Here is an 18017-nt window from a genome sequence, read left to right as displayed (position 1 = left end):
ACCTTTTTTTGAACAAATAAATGTGAAGTAAAATCTAATTGATGGCCTAAATAGAAAATTTATTTTACTGTACCTTTACCAAAAAAATTGAAAGTGGATTTTAGTGAAAGACTTATCGAATCAACCGATTGGGCTACCTATTTGCTTTTGGCATGCTTCATTCTTTTTGCGCTCTCCAAATATTTTTATCCGAAAAGATTCCACGAATTTTCCATGTTGCCATTAACCAATCAATATTTTTTTGTGCACGGAAAAAACGACGAGATAAACCATCCGTTTAACGTTATGCTTTTTGCGGCACAGGTAATCTGTGTTTCTGTTTTTCTGTTTCTTCTTTTTAAGGTTTTCAACCCTGCGGAAGTCCAAAAAAACGAATGGCTCTTTCTTCAAATCTGCACCGCATATTCTGTTTTTGTACTCATAAAATTCTCTTTGGAAAAAATTATCGCAAACATATTTTCCTTGGATGACCTCATCAACAATTATTTGTATCAAAAACTCAGCTATCGGAATTTTTTGGCTATTTTATTATTCATTGCCAATCTTTTCTTTTTATACATTTATAAGCCACAGCCATTGGCATTGCTCATTTTTTGTGGCGCCATCGTAACATTGAACGCTATTGCGCTGCTTTACAGCTATAAGAAAAACGGAAAATTGATATTACGCAATTTCTTCTATTTTATTTTGTATCTTTGCGCACTTGAAATTTCACCCTATATTATTCTGTATAAAACGTTTGTTTGAAAAGATAATATTTAAAAAAATCAGGAATATCTATGAAAGTGAAAACTATTTTGGTTTCCCAGCCAGAGCCTAAAATTGAAAATTCGCCTTATTTCGACCTTATCGAAAAACAAAAGGTAAAAATAGATTTCCGCCCTTTCATTCACGTGGAAGGCGTTTCAGGTAAGGATGTGCGCTCCCAAAAAGTTGATCTTACTAAATTTTCGGCTATCATTCTCACAAGCCGAAACTCTGTTGACCATTATTTCCGCATCGCTGAAGAACTGCGTTTTAAGGTGCCGGACACCATGAAATATTTTTGCTTGAGTGAAGCCGTAGCTTACTATCTTCAAAAATATGTGGTCTACAGAAAACGAAAAATTTATGTTGGTAAAAGAACCTTTTCGGAACTTGCGCCACTTATCAAAAAATACAAAAACGAAAAATTCCTGCTTCCCACCTCAGATAAGTTGAAACCAGAGGTGCCAATAGTTCTTAACGAACTAAAAGTGGATTGGAAAGAAGCAACTTTTTACAAAACAGTAATAAGTGATCTTTCTGATTTGGCCGATGTTTATTATGACATTTTGGTTTTTTTCAGTCCAAGTGGAATTGAATCTTTATTTGAAAACTTTCCGAATTTCAAACAAAATGATACCCGAATAGCCGTATTTGGCAACACCACTGTAAAAGCCGCTACAGAACAAGGCCTGCGCGTGGATATTCAGGCCCCAACTCCTGAAACACCTTCAATGACGATGGCTTTGGAAAAGTACATCAAAGAGGTTAACAACAAAAAATAAAATCGATTAATTGCAATTAAAAAAGGCTTGCCAATTGGCAAGCCTTTTTGTTTAAACTGTAATTTGAAATTATTCGCTGGCCGGAGCTCCCGAAAGAATTTCATCATTTGCATAGGATTCAAACTTCGCAAAATTCTCTTTAAAGGAGTTTGCCAATTCTTTAGCTTGAATATCGTAAGCCTTTTTGTTCTTCCAAGTTTCCTTTGGGTTTAATACTTCGGTAGGAACATCTGGACAGGATTTTGGCATCATCAAATTGAAAACGGGATGCTTTTCAAATTCCACATTTTTCAACTTTCCTTCCAAAGCTGCAGCAATCATTGCTCGGGTGTATTTTAATTTCATTCGGCTTCCAATTCCGTAAGGGCCACCGGTCCAACCTGTGTTTATCAACCAAACATTCACCCCGGCATCTTTCATTTTTTTGCTCAACATTTCAGCATATTTCGTTGGGTGAAGTGGCATAAAAGGTGCCCCGAAACAGGCCGAAAAATTAGGCGTTGGCTCGTTGATTCCCTCTTCCGTTCCGGCAACTTTGGCTGTATATCCACTTATGAAATGATAAGCAGCCTGCCCCGGAGTCAATTTTGAAATTGGAGGCAAAACACCAAAAGCATCTGCCGTTAAAAAGAAAATATTCTTTGGATTGTGACCAATAGAAGGAACTTGAATGTTCTTAATATGATATATAGGGTAACTTACGCGGGTGTTTTGTGTAATGGATGTATCCGCAAAATCCACATCGCCATTTTCGTCCATCACCACATTTTCTAGGATTGCGCCTGGTTTTATTGCGTGATAGATATCGGGTTCGTGTTCTTCGGTAAGGTTAATCACTTTTGCATAACAACCTCCTTCAAAATTGAAGATGGTATTATCTGGGGTCCAACCGTGCTCGTCATCGCCTATCAATTTCCGATCCGGATCGGCAGAAAGGGTTGTTTTTCCAGTTCCGGATAATCCAAAGAAAACTGCTGTTTCACCGTCTTCGCCAACGTTTGCGGAGCAGTGCATTGGCAACGTATTTTTATCAACCGGCATAATAAAGTTAAGCGCAGAAAAAATACCTTTTTTAATTTCACCAGTATAACCAGTGCCGCCAATTAAAGCAATCTTTTTGGTAAAATTCAGAATCGCGAAGTTGTGCTGACGTGTTCCGTCAACCTCTGGGTTTGCCATAAACCCTGGCGCATTTACAATAAGCCAATCTGGGCCAAAATTTGCCAATTCTTCTTCCGTAGGGCGAAGAAACATATTGTGGGCAAACATATTGGACCACGGTGTTTCGGTAATTACACGAATGTTAAGTTTATAATTTTCATCAGCGCAAGCATAACTGTCGCGCACATAAATTTCCTTTCCTGAAAGATAATCTACCACTTTATCATAAAGCGCATCGAACATGTTTGGTGGAAATGGAATATTTATGTTTCCCCACCACACTTTGTCGCGGGTAACATCGTCTTTTACTATAAATCTATCTTTTGGCGATCTACCGGTGAATTCTCCGGTGTCTATAGCGAGGGCGCCACTACTGGCTTCTTTTCCTTGGCCTTTTTTTATTGTTTCTTCGTGAAGTTGTTCTGAAGAAAGTTGATACTTAACTTTTGCATTTTTGATTCCGTATTTGTCAACTGAAATCGATTTCGCAGTTTGGTTATTACCCACCATAACTTGTTTTTGTTTTGTAGGGTACAAAAATAATAAATCTTGGACAGACTTCGGAATTTATAAAGAATTTATCGCTTCTTTAACGTAAGTAGTCCGTAAGCCAACAAAAACCAGCCTATTATAAAAAGTAAACCGCCCAAAGGAGTTATAAAACCTATCTTGGAAGCTTCAAAAGGAAGAAAAGAATTCATCGAAAGCAAATAAATGGAGCCCGAAAAAAACAAAATTCCTATAACAAAGAGCCAAAAAATCTTTTGTTTTAAGTTTTGCGAAATGGAAGGCACCATTCCCAAAATAAAAATTCCCAAACCATGATACATTTGGTAGCGAACGCCCACTTCAAAAGTAGCAAGCGCATCTGCATCCAGCATTTGCTTTAAACCATGCGCCCCAAAAGCGCCAATTGCAATTGTTGCTGCAATAATAAATGATCCCGTAGCCGCTATATTTTTATCAAAAATCGTCATTTTTAAAAAGTAGAATTAGTAATTTCGTCATTCATAAACATACCTCCAAAGTTAACAAAAAACTCTCCCAATGAGAAACATATTGATTATAGGCGCAGGAAGATCTGCCACAAGCTTGATACGCTATTTGCTCGACAAAAGTGATGAGGAAGAACTTTTCATAACCATTGGAGACCTTTCAATACAAGCTGCGCAAAGATTTACAACGGGTCACCCCAATGCACGTGGAATAATGCTAGACGTTTTTAATGACGTACAGCGAAAAGAGGCCGTTGAAAACAGTGACTTGGTAATCTCGATGCTCCCGGCCCGCTACCATGTTGAAGTGGCAAAAGACTGTATAGAATTTGGAAAACATATGGTTACGGCCTCTTACGTAAGCAAAGAAATGCAAGCGCTGAACCACAAAGCCCAATCAAAAGGGTTGGTTTTTATGAACGAGATTGGCCTTGACCCAGGGATTGACCACATGAGCGCCATGCAAGTTATTGATAGGATTCGCGCCAAGGGCGGAAAAATGTTGCTTTTTGAATCGTTTTGCGGAGGCTTGATTGCCCCTGAAAGCGACAACAATCTTTGGAATTATAAATTCACCTGGAATCCACGAAACGTTGTTTTGGCAGGACAAGGCGGCGCTGCGGAATTTATTCAGGAAGGCAAATACAAGTATATTCCATATCACCGACTTTTCCGAAGAACCGAATTTATCAATATTGAAGGGTATGGCAAGTTTGAGGTGTATGCCAATCGAAATTCCTTACAATACCAGTCAGTTTATGGATTGGAAAATATTTTAACGCTGTATCGTGGCACCATTCGCCGTGTGGGTTTCAGCCGCGCCTGGAATATGTTTGTTCAGTTGGGAATGACCGATGACAGCTACACCATTCCCGATTCTGAAAATATGAGCTATCGCGAATTTGTGAATCTTTTCCTTCCCTATTCGCCTTCAGATACGGTGGAATTAAAACTTCGCCATGCTTTGAAAATTGATCAAGACGATTTAATGTGGGAAAAGTTGGAAGAGCTGGATCTTTTCACAAAAACAAAAACATTGGGAATAAAAGATGCTACTCCGGCAATGGGCCTCCAAAAAATACTTGAAGACAAATGGACGCTCGCGCCTCACGACAAAGATATGATCGTGATGTATCACAAATTTGGGTACGAAATTGACGGAAAGCAATACCAGATTGACAGCCACATGGCTTTGATTGGCGAGGATCAAACCCACACCGCTATGGCAAAAACCGTTGGGCTTCCCGTGGCGATTGCAGCGTTAAAAATTCTGAATGAAAAAATAACTACGCCCGGCGTACAGCTGCCAATGGCGAAAGAAGTTTACGAGCCAATTTTAAAGGAATTGGAAGAACACGGAATTATTTTTAAAGAAGAAGAGGTGAAATATGCTGGCTATAATCCAGATAATGTTCACTGAGAAGTGAGAAGTGAGAAATTAAAAAAGCCCGCAAGTTTTGCGGGCTTTTTTATTCGTAAATCAATAATCAAAATTGACAATCGTTAATCCTTTTATCGTCTTCCCAAGAAAATTGAAATGAAATATAGCAAGGTTGCCAAAGAACCAAGCGCTGCAACAACATACGTTCTCGCCGCCCATTTCAATGCGTCTTTTGCGCCTGCGTGTTCCTGTGGCGTAACCATATTGCTACTTTCTAACCAAACCAACGCACGTTTACTGGCGTCAAATTCCACTGGAAGTGTTATAAAAGCAAAAGCAGTAGTTACTGCAAAAAGTAAAATTCCTACTCCGAAAATCCAAGTCCCAAAAGTGGAACCAGTCGCGAAAAGAATAATACCCGCCATAATCACAAAATTGGAAAGTTTGCTCGAAACACTTACCGCGGGAACGATAGTGGAACGCAATTTCAACCAACTGTAAGCTGTGGCGTGTTGCACGGCGTGGCCACATTCGTGGGCCGCAACCGCTGCCGCAGCAGCATTTCGCTGCATATAAACTGGCTCGCTCAAATTAACCGTTTTCTTTGAAGGATCGTAATGGTCCGTCAATTGACCCGGAACCGAAATAACCTGCACATCGGTAATTCCGTTGTCGGCGAGCATTTTTTCGGCAATTTCCTTTCCGCTCATTCCATTTTGAAGATGGATTTTGCTGTATTTTTTAAACTTGCTTTTTAGTTGGTGGCTAACGTACCAACTCACCAAAAAGATAATCCCTGCAATTATATAGTATCCAAACATAGTTTCTCTTGTTTAAAGTTTGTTGTTTATAGTTTTTCTCTGTGCTCTCTGTGTCTTTGTGGTAATTTTTAAAAACCACAAAGACACAGAGGACACAGAGATTTTTTCAATCACAATATAGCAAATAGCGTGCAAATTTTTAACCAACAATATTCACAATTTTTCCAGGTACGATAATCACCTTTTTCGGCGTTCTTCCCTCTAAATATTGGGCTGTCTTTTCATGTGCCATTACGGCAGATTCTATTTCTTCTTTTGAAATATCCAATGGCAATTCCAACGTAAAACGCATTTTTCCGTTGAATGAAATAGGATATTCCTTTGTGCTTTCCACCAAATATTTCTCCTCAAATTTTGGGAAAGGCGCTGTGGAAATACTTTCCGAATGGCCCAATTTCTCCCAAAGCTCTTCCGCAATATGCGGCGCATAGGGCGAAATAAGAATTGCCAACGGCTCCAAAACTTCGCGTGAATTACATTTTTCTGCTGAAAGCTCGTTCACCGCAATCATAAAAGAGGAAACCGAAGTATTGAAACTGAAATTCTCAATATCTTCCTGCGTTTTTTTGATGGTTTTATGCAATGTTTTAAGACTTTCTTTTGAAGCATTATCTTCCGAAACAATGAACTCTTGCTCCCCTCCTTCGGAGGGGTTGGGGGAGGCTGAATGATACAATTTCCAAAGTTTTTTAAGGAAACCGTGTACGCCCGTAATGCCGGCGGTGTTCCACGGTTTTGCCTGTTCCAGCGGGCCGAGGAACATCTCGTACATTCTCAACGTATCGGCGCCGTATTGATTGCAAATATCATCGGGGTTTACCACATTGTATTTGCTTTTGGACATTTTTTCTACTTCGCGGGAAACTTTAAAAGTGCCATCTTCTTCAGTTATAAATTCTGCATTTTTATACTCTTCTCGCCAGTTTTTGAAAGCTTCGATATCTAGTTCATTTGAATTATTTACAAATGAAACGTCTGAATGAATTAAATCTAATTGAGCATTTAAAAATTCGATTCTTATTTCAGTCTTAAAACTTGGCTTTGAAGCTTGTTCCAATTTATTATTGAAATTTTCTAGAGCAATAATTTTAGCTTTTTCTTGTAGAATTTTCAATTCATCTTGCATTTTTAAAGAGACAAAAAGTTCTGCTTTTTCTGAAATCAACTCCATTATTGGATTATCTTTTAAGAGAGGCTCTCTTTGAATTTCCACTTCCTCTATATTAAAAACACTTATTTTGAAATACCCAGAGTATCTTCCTACAAACGCACTCTCCCCCAAAATCATCCCTTGGTTTATCAGCTTTTTAAAAGGTTCGTCTACGGGCACCAAGCCGCGGTCGTGCATAAATTTTACCCAAAAACGGCTGTACAATAAATGGCCGGTGGCATGCTCGCTTCCGCCAATATATAAATCCACGTTTTTCCAATAGTTCAATGCTTCTTTTGAGGCAAAAACTTCGTCGCGCTTTTCATCTTCCATATATCGGAAAAAGTACCAACTACTTCCCGCCCAACCCGGCATGGTGTTCAATTCCAATGGAAAAACAGTTTTGTGGTCAATCAACTCACAACTCACAACCGACAACTTTTCAACATCCCAAGCCCAATCATCGGCGCGGCCCAAAGGCGGTTCGCCTTCTTCGGTGGGGAGATATTTTTCAACTTCGGGAAGGCGCAACGGCAAACATTCGGTTGGGATTACGTGCGGCATTCCATCTTTGTAATAAATCGGGAAGGGCTCGCCCCAATAGCGCTGGCGACTAAAAACGGCATCGCGCAAACGGTAGTTTATTTTGCCTTTGCCAATCCCTTTTTCCTCCAAGGCAGCTATTATTTTATCGGTTGCTTCGGAATAATTTAAATCATTTAAAAAATCGCTGTTCGTGATGATTGTATTTTCCTTATCAGAATAGGCTTCTTCAGAAATATCCGCATCCTTAAATATATTCGGAATAGGCAAATTGAAATGTTTAGCAAAATCATAATCGCGCTGATCGCCACAGGGAACGCTCATCACAGCGCCCGTTCCGTAGCCCGCCAAAACGTAATCGCCAATCCAAATTGGAAGCGGTTCTTTTGTAAAAGGATGCTCGGCATACGCGCCCGTGAAAACGCCGGTAATGGTTTTTACATCTGCCATTCGTTCGCGCTCGCTGCGTTTTGCGGTGGCTTCCACATACTTTTCAACTGCTTCTTTCTGTTCGGCAGTGGTGATTTTTGAAACCAAATCGTGTTCGGGTGCGAGCGTCATAAAACTCACTCCGAAGATTGTGTCGGGTCTTGTTGTGAAAACGTCTATGGAATATGACTTCTCGACTGCGCTCGAAGGGACATTTTCAACTTTGAAAGTTACAGTTGCCCCTTTACTCCTACCAATCCAATTGGTCTGCGAATCCTTCAATGGTTGCGGCCAATCAATTTTATCGAGTCCGTCGAGCAAACGCTGGGCGTAGGCCGTGATGCGCATACTCCACTGTTTCATCTTTTTTCGCACAACCGGATAGCCGCCGCGTTCGGAAACGCCGTTTACTATTTCGTCATTTGCCAAAACGGTTCCCAGTTGCGGGCACCAGTTTACTTCGGTTTCGGCCAAATAGGTCAATCTATATTTTAAAAGGATTTCCTGTTTTTCTGTTTCCAAAAAACCAAGCCATTCCGAAGCTGTAAAATGCGCAATTCCCTCATCGCAGACTGCATTTATGTGTACATTTCCTTCCGAAGAAAAAATTGCGCGCAGTTCTTCAATGGAACGGGCTTTATTTAAATCTTTATCGTACCAACTTTCAAAAAGCTGGATGAAAATCCACTGCGTCCATTTATAATATTCTGGGTTGCTGGTGCGCACCTCGCGGCTCCAATCGAAGGAAAAACCTATTTTGTCAAGCTGTTCGCGGTATCGGGCAATATTTTCCTCAGTTGTTTTTGCAGGATGCTGCCCTGTTTGGATGGCATATTGCTCTGCCGGAAGTCCGAAAGAATCATAGCCTTGCGGATGCAACACATTATATCCTTGGTGGCGTTTGTAGCGCGCATAAATATCACTGGCAATGTACCCGAGCGGATGCCCCACGTGAAGGCCGGCGCCGGACGGATAGGGAAACATATCCAAAACGTAATATTTCGGTTTGTTGCTATCGTTCTCGGCCTTAAAAGTTTGATTTTCGGCCCAATGTTTTTGCCACTTTGCTTCTATCTCGTTGAAGTGATATTTACCCATCTTCTTGTTTTTCTTTTGAAAATTATTTCCACTGGTGGAAAGAGCCGCAAATTTAAGGTTTATTGGAAGAAGTAAAACCCTATATTTTAAAAATTTGGATGCAGTAGATTTCCGGAATAAAGCACCCAAATCATCGAAAGAATTGCGGAAATGTTGATGGCGATTCCAAAGATTTTCATTTGCTTTACCGAATAGGGTTTTTCTTTGAAGAAAACGAAAATATCCAAAATAAGCCAAAGCGAAAAAATCGCCAAAAAGCCCGACAATACCCAATCATCAAACCAGAATTTCAGGATATACGCTTCAAACAATAGTAGAAAAAGCATTAAAAACTTCGCATTTTTTCTTCCTATTAAAACTGCAGTGGTTTTCTTTCCGACCAACTTATCGGGTTCAATATCCATAATTTCCCCAGCAATATGGGCTTGAAAAGCAAAGAGTGTGAGGTAAAGCATTGTTTGCCATGGAAGCATTTCCAAATTGTTCAGCTGAATACTGAAAAGTGCCGTGAAAACATATCCAACCTGTATTAAAATCTCAAACGGCGGGCGTTCTTTTAGTCGAAACGGTTTGTAGTTGTAAATGATATTAATAACAATCATAAACAATAAAAGAATGAAAAGTTCGCCGCCGCCAACGTAAGCGAAATATGCCAAAAAGGGCACCATTACACAGCAGATGTGCCACGGTACGTTGGTTAGTTCTTCTTTGCTCAATTTGGCACCAAAAAGATAGTTTCCCTTTCGCGGGTTTAAGGAATCTGCTTTACCATCAGTAAAATCATTCAATCCGTAAACCAAGAAATTCAAAGGAAAAGTAACAAAGAAGAGTCCAACCCAAAAAAGTGGTTTTTCCCAAAAGTTTGAAGCTAGTTGGAATGGAACCAAATAAATCCAAACTGTTGGAAACCAAAGTCCCGGTCGGGAAATTTTTAGGGATTTTAGCAAATTTTTTATGATAATACCGAAATTTAGGGCACCCCAAAAATAATCTTATTATAACAAATTGGAAACTTTCGGCGTTGTTTAACACAAGATGCAAAATTACTTGTATTTTTACGGCAAAATTCACCAAACCCTATGAGTTCTTCTTTTGAAAAATATCAAAAACGCAGGTTGATTTCTTCCTATTTTTCAGTAGTTATTAGTATTTCACTGGTTCTTTTTCTATTGGGCCTGTTGGGATTGTTGGTTTTGAATTCAAAAAAAGTAGCCGATTATTTTAAGGAACAAATAGCGATTACCGTTTTTTTGAAAGACACGGCGAAGGAAGTTGAAATTACGCAACTCAAGCAAAGTCTGGCTTTGGCGGAATATACCAAGTCTGCAACTTTTGTTTCAAAGGAAGATGCCGCAAAGGAACATCAAGAAACTTTGGGCGAAAATTTCATTGAATATCTGGGCGAAAACCCACTTCAAAATAGCATTGACGTTTATATTTTGGCAGATTATGTTACGCCCGCAAAAATGGAGGAAATCACCAACGAACTGAAAAGCAAGGATTTTGTGGACGATGTTATTTATGACAAACCTTTGATTGCGCAACTCACCGAAAACGTGAAACGCATCAGTTTTTGGGTTTTGGTAGTCAGCGGAATTTTTACGTTTATTGCCGTATTGCTTATAAACAGTAGCATTCGATTAAGTATTTATGCGAAGCGATTTACCATAAAAACAATGCAAATGGTTGGAGCGACCAAGAAATTTATTCGCCAGCCTTTTGTTTGGAAAAGTGTTCGCCTCGGCATAGTTGGGGCCATAGTCGCTATGATCGGGATGGCATTGGTGTTGTATTACCTCAACGAAAGTTTCCCACAATTACAATTGCTGGGAGATCCGGTTTTACTAACTATCCTTTTTGCTTTTATACTTTTAATGGGCGTTATTATTACTTGGATAAGTACTTTTATCGCAACACAGCGTTTTTTGAATTTACGCACGGACGATTTATATTATTAGATTTGAAAAACCTGAAACTTTAAACCTGAAACCTGAAACTCTGAAATAATGGGAGAGAAAAAACGCAAAGAAGAAACAAAAACAGAATTTGTTTTTGATAGAAAAAACTACAAGTTCATGCTTATTGGCGTGGCATTTATAGTTCTTGGGTTTATACTGATGACCGGTGGCGGAAGCGATGACCCCAACGTTTTCAATCCAGAAATTTACAATTGGCGACGTATCCGTTTGGCCCCAGCTATGGTGCTTTTAGGTTTTGCAATTGAAGTCTATGCCATTTTATTAAAACCAGATAGCAAAGAAGAAAATTAGTGGATACTTTACAAGCCGTTGTCCTTGCCATTATTGAAGGTTTAACCGAATTTTTGCCCGTTTCTTCTACGGGACATATGATTATCGCTTCCTCCTTTTTTGGGATTGCTGGTGATGACTTTACCAAACTTTTTACCATCGTTATCCAACTGGGAACTATTATGAGCGTTGTGGTTTTATACTTAAAACGTTTCTTTCAGAGCATGGATTTTTATTACAAACTTTTTGTGGCTTTCCTGCCTGCCGTATTTTTAGGATTGCTTTTAAGTGATTTTATTGATAGCCTTTTGGAAAACCCCATTACAGTTGCTATTTCGTTAATACTCGGTGGATTTATTCTTTTAAAAGTTGATGATTGGTTTGGCGATGGCGAAGAAACTGAGATTTCTTATTTAACCGCTTTAAAAATTGGCTTTTTTCAATGTTTGGCAATGATTCCGGGCGTTTCCCGAAGTGGAGCAAGTATTGTGGGCGGTATGAGCCAAAAACTTTCGCGAACAGTAGCTGCTGAATTTTCTTTCTTTTTGGCTATTCCAACGATGCTGGGCGCAACGGTAAAGAAAAGCTATGATTATTACGAAGCAGGCTTCCAGCTTTCTTCGGAACAAGTGAATCTTTTGATTATTGGAAATGTTGTCGGTTTTATCGTGGCTTTGATTGCTATAAAATCCTTTATAAATTATTTGAGCAAACACGGGTTTAAAATATTCGGTTATTATAGAATTATTGCCGGAATCGCTGTTTTATTGATTCACTTTTTTATTCAGGAACTTACCGTAATTTGATGACTGCTGAAGATTACAAAGAAGGCCAAGTAATTTTGATAGACAAACCTTTGGAATGGACTTCATTCCAAGCGGTGAATAAGGTGCGGTGGCTCATTCGAAAATCCTTCAACATTAAAAAGATAAAAGTTGGGCACGCTGGCACGCTCGATCCTTTGGCTACAGGGCTTTTGATTATTTGCACGGGTAAATTCACAAAAAAAATAGATACTTTTCAAGCACAGGAAAAAGAATATACCGGAACTTTCACTTTGGGTGCAACTACGCCCAGCTATGATTTGGAAACCGAAATTGACCAAACTTTTGATATTTCCGAAATCACTTCAGAAAAAATATACGAGGCCACAAAGCAATTTTTAGGTGAAATTCAGCAACAACCGCCTGTTTTTTCTGCTTTAAAAAAAGATGGAAAACGTTTGTATGAATTTGCGCGAAGTGGCGAAGAGGTGGAAATTCCCTATAGAATAGTAACCATTTCAGAATTTGAAATAACAAACATCGAGCTTCCAAAAATAGATTTTCGCGTGGTTTGCAGTAAAGGCACTTATATTCGTTCGCTTGCGAATGATTTTGGAAAGGCTTTAAACAATGGAGCGCATCTTTCCGCTTTGCGAAGAACAAAAATTGGCGACTTTTCTGTTGAAAACGCTGTTGGTATTGAAGCCTTTGAATCTTCGCTTCCAAGTTAAAATAACGCTAATAGCTTCTTAATTTTCAGCGTTTTTGTGGAATTTTGCACAAAATTTCGGTACTTGCAATAATGAACTTCAATTATTCATACAGAGCTTTTCTTATAACTTCACTGCTTACGGGCATTTTAGTGTTATCATTATATAGCATTAAACTGTCCAAGGAAAAAGTGGAAACCAATGAGGAAACCTATGATGTGGTTATGGCTCCCGAGGAATTGCTCCCCGAAGATCTTGCCATTGCAGAGCTTACGCCGGAAAAAGTGAAAGTGGAAACCAATCGTGCCTATAATGAAGCCGAAAAATTTATTTCTTCCGTAGAAAATGAAAACCAGGAAGAAACCGAAACTACAGAAGGCAAGCTTCAAGAAATGAACGAAGCAATGGAAAATTCAAAAAGTGATAACGGCAACGGAACTTCCATTGCTGAAAAAACTGAAAAAGAAAAAAAGAAGAAGTTTTCCAACAGTGAAAGCGGGAAAGAAGGTGAAGCTGTCGTAAAAAGCGGCAATAGAAATACCACAATTAGCTATCAATTGGTGAACAGAAAAGATATCGACCTTCCCAATCCGGTTTATACTTGTTACGGTTCTGGAAAGGTTGTTATAAATATTGAAGTCAATAATTTTGGGAAAGTAGTGAAGAATTCATACAATAAAACTTCTTCCACAACTTCAAACGAATGCTTGATTGACGCGGCTTTGGAATATGCAGAACAAGCGCGTTTCACCACCGATGCTTCAAAAACGAAACAATTGGGCACGATTACATTTAATTTTCCCGGACAACAATAATTAGTATTCAGTAATCAGTAATCAGTATTCAGTAATCAGTATTCAGTAATCAGTAAAAATTATGTCTTCAGAAAAAGTGCGCTGTGGTTGGTGCGGTACCGATCCGCTTTACGTAAAATATCACGATGAGGAATGGGGAGTTCCGGTTAAGGATGATAAAACACTTTTTGAATTTTTAATACTGGAAACTTTTCAAGCTGGACTTAGTTGGATTACCATTCTTCGGAAAAGAGAAAATTTCAGGGAAGCTTTTGACAATTTCGACTATAAGAAAATAGCGAAATACGACCAATCAAAAATAGATTCCCTACTTCAAAATGAAGGGATTATTCGCAATAAATTGAAGGTTCACGCTGCAGTTACAAACGCACAGCTCTTTATGGAAATCCAAAAGGAATTTGGCAGTTTTAGTAATTACATTTGGGAATTTGTAAACCATAAACCCATTAAAAATGTCTGGAAAACGCATACCGATGCTCCAGCGATTACAGCAGAAAGCGATGCCTTGAGCAAAGACCTAAAAAAGCGCGGTTTTAAGTTCGTAGGCAGCACGGTGGTTTATGCACATATGCAAGCCACTGGAATGGTTAATGACCACATTGAAAACTGTTTCCGCTATCACGAAGTGTGATTATTTTAAAAAGGAAGTTTTTAGGGAAGCTGTGGAGTTTGCAGCCGCAACGGCTTTCAAAGTCTGATTGTATTGATGCGCTAATTCCGGATCTGTATTTTTTTCTTCAGCAAACAATTTTTGAAACCAAGCCAATGCCTTTCCGTATTCGTTTTTGAAATAATATGCCGTTGCAAGTTTTTTATAAATGAAGGGTGTTCCGTAGCCTTCCACAACCACTTGTTCATATACACGAACCACATCAATATCCTTATTGACATCAGTTTTATGCGTGCTGGTTTGTGAAAAAGAAACGGCTGAAATACTTGCAAATACTAAAAGAGCAAGCAGATTTTGCTTAGGAATCATTAGGGATAATAAGTTTAAAACGAACGCCTGCAGTTTTAGTGGGATTGCAATAGTTCGTGAGGTTTGTTGTTCAGAAAAACTTAAAAAAACACAATATATTGCCAGCCCCGAAAAATTTAACAAAATCGGCGGTTTTCTTATTCAAAAGAAGAGGTTGTGCGCTTTAAATTTTAACTACAGCAGCTGAATTTTTATTTGCTTTTATAGCTTTTAAAGTTTGCTGATAACGCTGTGCAATTTCAGGATCCGTATTTTTTTCGGCTTCAAAAAGCTTTTCGAACCAGATTAAAGCTTGGTTGTATTCATTCCTGAAATAATACGCATTCGCCAAGTTTTTATAAATAAATGGCGTGCCGTAGCCTTCCTGAACAACTTGTTCGTAAACGCGAACCACATCAATATCTTTATTGACGTCGGTTTTGGTGTTTGATTGTGAAAAGGAAATTGATGTGATTCCTGCAAATAGCAGGAATGCAAGTAGGTTAGACTTGAATTTCATTTGGGGCTAAATTTTAAGTACAAACAACTGCAGTAATGTAGGTTTACAGTTGGATGTGTAGGTTAATATTGTAAAAAAACAAAAAAATCCACAATAAATTGTGGATTTTGAAAGAAATTTTATTTTCTAAGTAAAAGATTTACAGTTTAATAACTTTTTTATGAACCTTTCCGAAGTCACCTTCAAAAGTAACAAGTAAAGTTCCCTGCCAGTTTTGGTTCAAGTCTAAAATTACTTTTCCGTTACCATTTTCAATAGTTGTTTCATATAATTTTTGGCCCAAAACATTGTGGATTTTTACATTTATGGAGCCTTGAATAGCATCTAGATTAAAGGAAACTTTCCCGGTAGTTGGATTTGGATAGGCAGCTGAAATATGGTTCTGAGCCCATTCGTCTACAGAAAGGGTTTCCACTTGAATGGTCCAATAGCCTTCGGGCGCAACAATGGGACGGGTTAATTCCTTCCCAGAAAAGGCCTTTGCCCAAATGTAATATTCTATGTTTACTGGGTTATTTGGAATCGTTAAATCTGCGGTCCAATAATCAGAGTTTGAGGGCGCCATGTCAATTTCGTTGAAAGTATTTGTACCCTCTTCCCTCCAAAAAACCTTGGCTTGTTCTATAAATGAAACGTGTTTTATAAAGGCATCAATTGTTACTGTACTTCCGGCATTGGCCTCATCAATTGGTTGGTGAACTATCCAAAGCGGTTCCGCAACGCCAATAGTGTGCGTAATGCAATGAATAGCACCCAAAGAATTTATCAAATTTTCACCTGGATTATCTACATCAATCCCCACAACATTGTAACCCGGCAACATTTCCTGGTATTGAGCTAAAGCTGGCGCATCAACTTCGGGACGGTAGGTGGGTACCATAATGGTTTTGTTCACGAAAACCGCATTGCTGTAGGTATTGTATGGGCCGCCTGTATTTGGGTAATTTCCGCCGGTACTCGGGGGTGCATCAATCCATTCAATATCATATGGCGTTCCAAATGGCGATTCAAAATTATCCAGAACATACTGGATGTTTGCTTCAATCTGGGGACCATCGGCTACTCCGGGAGGATATTTGCTTACGAGGATTGTCTCTTCATCAAGCAATTTCATGTGCATATCAATATGGTGGATTACGTCATAAGGCAATGTATTCATTTTAACGAAACGGTTAATTCCCATATATTCCTGCATAATCCCGTCAATTTGGGCTTCGGTTTTAACGCTTACACCATAAGGATTTCCTGCAGAGTTTTCATCTAAAATTAAATTTGATGCAAAAGCATTTCCCATCCCGTCACTCATATAATTTCCACCCGTGTTTACCAAATCGTTGGTGCCCGAATTGGTTGTATAAAGTGGGATGCCAGCTTGTGCTGCGTGGGCTACAGGCATTACATCATCATTTGGGCGAGGGCGGTTATAAATCCAATCAGTCAATGCAAGTTCGCCCACATCGTCCGAATAAATTGTGTTTCCCGCATAATCGCGAATCCAAATACTGTCCCACGGCACATTTAAAAATGTAACATTCGTTATATCTACACCGTTTGTGGTTAAGTAGTTAGAAACCGAAGCTTGGTTTTGAGTTGTAATGATCACTTTGCATTCCTGAACCCCGGCCTGAACTATTTGCCGAAGAATATTTGGGTAGGAAGGATTCCACGTAACCAAAAGATATTCCACCTCTTCCCATTCCGCTGCAGCGCGAACCGGGCCAGAAGGCGGAGGGGAAAATCGCGGATTTGTAAATTGAAATTCCGAAACCAGTGCTTTTTCTGTTTCGGTTAAATTGTGAGGGAGATTAGGTTTTTCCTGTGAAATGGCAAAAGAGGTCTGCAATGCCATCAACAATACCAAAAGGTATTTTGTGTAGTTATTTTTCATCTGAATAGTGAATTGTGGATTACGAAGATAGAATTTTAAATTATTGTATAGTTAACTGTTCCCCATAATTTTATAATACCAATAGCTCAAAAAACTCCTCTCTATCAATCTCCTCCGCCCCCAAACTTTCCAAATGTTCATTGTAAATCTGGCAATCAATAAATTTATAATTTTTACTTTTCGCGTATTCCGAAAGATGGTAAAAAGCCACTTTTGAAGCATCGTTCACCAAACTGAACATACTTTCCCCACAAAACACTTTTTTCTGCGGAAGATCAATTCCGTAGAGCCCACCAACAAGTTTTTCATCTTCCCAAACCTCAACGGAAACCGCGTGGCCGGCACTGTGCAATGCAATATATGCTTGCTGCATTTCTTCTGTAATCCAAGTTCCAGCTTGTCCTTTTCGCAGAACGGTGGCGCAGTTTTTAATAACTTCAGGAAAATTTTGGTTGAAGGTAACTTTGAATTTTTCACTTTTTAATGTCTTCCGAAGACTTTTGGAGACCTTAAATTTTTCGGGAAATAATATCATCCGCGGATCCGGGCTCCACCAAAGTATGGGCTGATCGTCTTCAAACCACGGAAAAATTCCTGAATGGTATGCAAGCAGCAAACGTTCCGTTGAAAGATCACCGCCAATGGCGAGCAAACCATCGGAAGTGGCTTCCGTAGGGTTTGGGAACCAAAGTTTTTCGGTTAAAAAATTCATGGTTCAAAATTGCTGAATTTTTTTCATTAATAACAATTCGTGGACGATTATGGGTTTTTGTTTCTGGGTTTTGGGTTTGTATGAAAGGACAATGGTTTTTTTGCAAGATATAATTGACATTGTTCAAGATACAATTGGCAATGCGTAAGATATAATTGGCAATGTGCAAGATACAATTGGCAATGCAGGAGTTGCAAATAGCGTTGCAAGAGATGCAATTGGCAATGCAGGAGTTGCAAATAGTGTTGTAAGAGATGCAAATAGCGTTGCAAGAGATGCAAATAGTGTTGTAAG

The 18017-nt window shown here is 39.0% G+C and carries 18 protein-coding genes; 9 read left to right on the top strand and 9 right to left on the bottom strand.

Annotation, left to right across the window (positions count from 1 at the left end; translation table 11 throughout):
• Positions 1-93 precede the first annotated feature (93 nt).
• The gene (locus tag A7A78_RS07480) at positions 94-747 is read left to right on the top strand and encodes a DUF4271 domain-containing protein (RefSeq protein ID WP_068761871.1); all 654 of its coding nucleotides are present in this window, start codon (positions 94-96) and stop codon (positions 745-747) included.
• 32 nt (positions 748-779) lie between these two features.
• Positions 780-1529 carry a uroporphyrinogen-III synthase gene (locus A7A78_RS07475; protein ID WP_068761837.1) on the top strand — a complete coding sequence of 250 codons (750 nt, stop codon included), beginning with the start codon at positions 780-782 and terminating at the stop codon, positions 1527-1529.
• A 69-nt stretch (positions 1530-1598) separates the two neighbouring features.
• Here A7A78_RS07475 and pckA read toward each other — a convergent pair whose 3' ends face one another.
• Together pckA and A7A78_RS07465 are read right to left on the bottom strand one after the other, a co-directional pair.
• Positions 1599-3200 (bottom strand): phosphoenolpyruvate carboxykinase (ATP), encoded by a 1602-nt coding sequence (gene pckA / locus A7A78_RS07470; RefSeq protein ID WP_068761836.1) that lies wholly within the window; start codon positions 3198-3200, stop codon positions 1599-1601.
• Between the two features lie 68 nt (positions 3201-3268).
• Positions 3269-3667 carry a DUF423 domain-containing protein gene (locus A7A78_RS07465; RefSeq protein WP_068761835.1) on the bottom strand — a complete coding sequence of 133 codons (399 nt, stop codon included), beginning with the start codon at positions 3665-3667 and terminating at the stop codon, positions 3269-3271.
• A gap of 70 nt (positions 3668-3737) precedes the next feature.
• Here A7A78_RS07465 and A7A78_RS07460 point away from each other — a divergent pair, with 70 nt between their 5' ends.
• Positions 3738-5105 carry a saccharopine dehydrogenase family protein gene (locus tag A7A78_RS07460; RefSeq protein ID WP_068761834.1) on the top strand — a complete coding sequence of 456 codons (1368 nt, stop codon included), beginning with the start codon at positions 3738-3740 and terminating at the stop codon, positions 5103-5105.
• Between the two features lie 92 nt (positions 5106-5197).
• Here A7A78_RS07460 and A7A78_RS07455 read toward each other — a convergent pair whose 3' ends face one another.
• The 3 genes from A7A78_RS07455 to A7A78_RS07445 form a co-directional block, all read right to left on the bottom strand.
• Positions 5198-5887, bottom strand: a complete 690-nt coding sequence (locus tag A7A78_RS07455) for a zinc metallopeptidase (RefSeq protein ID WP_068761833.1) — start codon at positions 5885-5887, stop codon at positions 5198-5200.
• A 139-nt stretch (positions 5888-6026) separates the two neighbouring features.
• Positions 6027-9107: a leucine--tRNA ligase gene (locus A7A78_RS07450; protein WP_068761870.1), complete on the bottom strand. Its 3081-nt coding sequence runs from the start codon at positions 9105-9107 to the stop codon at positions 6027-6029.
• Between the two features lie 86 nt (positions 9108-9193).
• A complete protein-coding gene (locus A7A78_RS07445; RefSeq protein ID WP_165593554.1) occupies positions 9194-10054 on the bottom strand; it encodes a UbiA family prenyltransferase in 861 nt (286 codons plus the stop codon).
• 132 nt (positions 10055-10186) lie between these two features.
• On the opposite strand from A7A78_RS07445, the gene A7A78_RS07435 reads away from it, so the two are divergent.
• The 6 genes from A7A78_RS07435 (at position 10187) to A7A78_RS07410 (ending at position 14276) form a co-directional block, all read left to right on the top strand.
• The gene (locus A7A78_RS07435) at positions 10187-11065 is read left to right on the top strand and encodes a cell division protein FtsX (protein WP_068761830.1); all 879 of its coding nucleotides are present in this window, start codon (positions 10187-10189) and stop codon (positions 11063-11065) included.
• A gap of 48 nt (positions 11066-11113) precedes the next feature.
• Entirely contained in the window at positions 11114-11377 is a 264-nt protein-coding gene (locus A7A78_RS07430; RefSeq protein WP_068761829.1) for a DUF3098 domain-containing protein, read from the top strand.
• The gene (locus tag A7A78_RS07425) at positions 11377-12162 is read left to right on the top strand and encodes an undecaprenyl-diphosphate phosphatase (RefSeq protein ID WP_068761828.1); all 786 of its coding nucleotides are present in this window, start codon (positions 11377-11379) and stop codon (positions 12160-12162) included. Before A7A78_RS07430 ends, A7A78_RS07425 begins: the two co-directional genes overlap by 1 nt.
• Positions 12162-12851, top strand: a complete 690-nt coding sequence (gene truB, locus A7A78_RS07420; RefSeq protein WP_068761827.1) for a tRNA pseudouridine(55) synthase TruB — start codon at positions 12162-12164, stop codon at positions 12849-12851. The genes A7A78_RS07425 and truB overlap by 1 nt, the downstream gene beginning before the upstream one ends.
• Before the next feature lie 71 nt (positions 12852-12922).
• A complete protein-coding gene (locus A7A78_RS07415; protein ID WP_068761826.1) occupies positions 12923-13645 on the top strand; it encodes a hypothetical protein in 723 nt (240 codons plus the stop codon).
• Positions 13646-13706: 61 nt separating this feature from the next.
• Positions 13707-14276 (top strand): DNA-3-methyladenine glycosylase I, encoded by a 570-nt coding sequence (locus A7A78_RS07410; protein WP_068761825.1) that lies wholly within the window; start codon positions 13707-13709, stop codon positions 14274-14276.
• Here A7A78_RS07410 and A7A78_RS07405 read toward each other — a convergent pair whose 3' ends face one another.
• The 4 genes from A7A78_RS07405 to aat all read right to left on the bottom strand — a co-directional run bounded on the left by A7A78_RS07405 (position 14277) and on the right by aat (position 17723).
• A complete protein-coding gene (locus tag A7A78_RS07405) occupies positions 14277-14624 on the bottom strand; it encodes a hypothetical protein (RefSeq protein WP_131811115.1) in 348 nt (115 codons plus the stop codon). It lies immediately after the preceding gene.
• A gap of 163 nt (positions 14625-14787) precedes the next feature.
• Positions 14788-15123, bottom strand: coding sequence for a tetratricopeptide repeat protein (locus tag A7A78_RS07400; protein ID WP_068761823.1), 336 nt, complete (start codon positions 15121-15123; stop codon positions 14788-14790).
• A gap of 139 nt (positions 15124-15262) precedes the next feature.
• Positions 15263-17011: an agmatine deiminase family protein gene (locus A7A78_RS07395; protein WP_068761822.1), complete on the bottom strand. Its 1749-nt coding sequence runs from the start codon at positions 17009-17011 to the stop codon at positions 15263-15265.
• A gap of 70 nt (positions 17012-17081) precedes the next feature.
• Positions 17082-17723, bottom strand: a complete 642-nt coding sequence (aat, locus tag A7A78_RS07390) for a leucyl/phenylalanyl-tRNA--protein transferase (protein ID WP_068761821.1) — start codon at positions 17721-17723, stop codon at positions 17082-17084.
• Positions 17724-18017 lie beyond the last annotated feature (294 nt).

Source organism: Aequorivita soesokkakensis, assembly GCF_001641085.1.
GTDB lineage: Bacteria > Bacteroidota > Bacteroidia > Flavobacteriales > Flavobacteriaceae > Aequorivita > Aequorivita soesokkakensis.
This window is presented reverse-complemented; position numbering and strand designations above follow the sequence as displayed.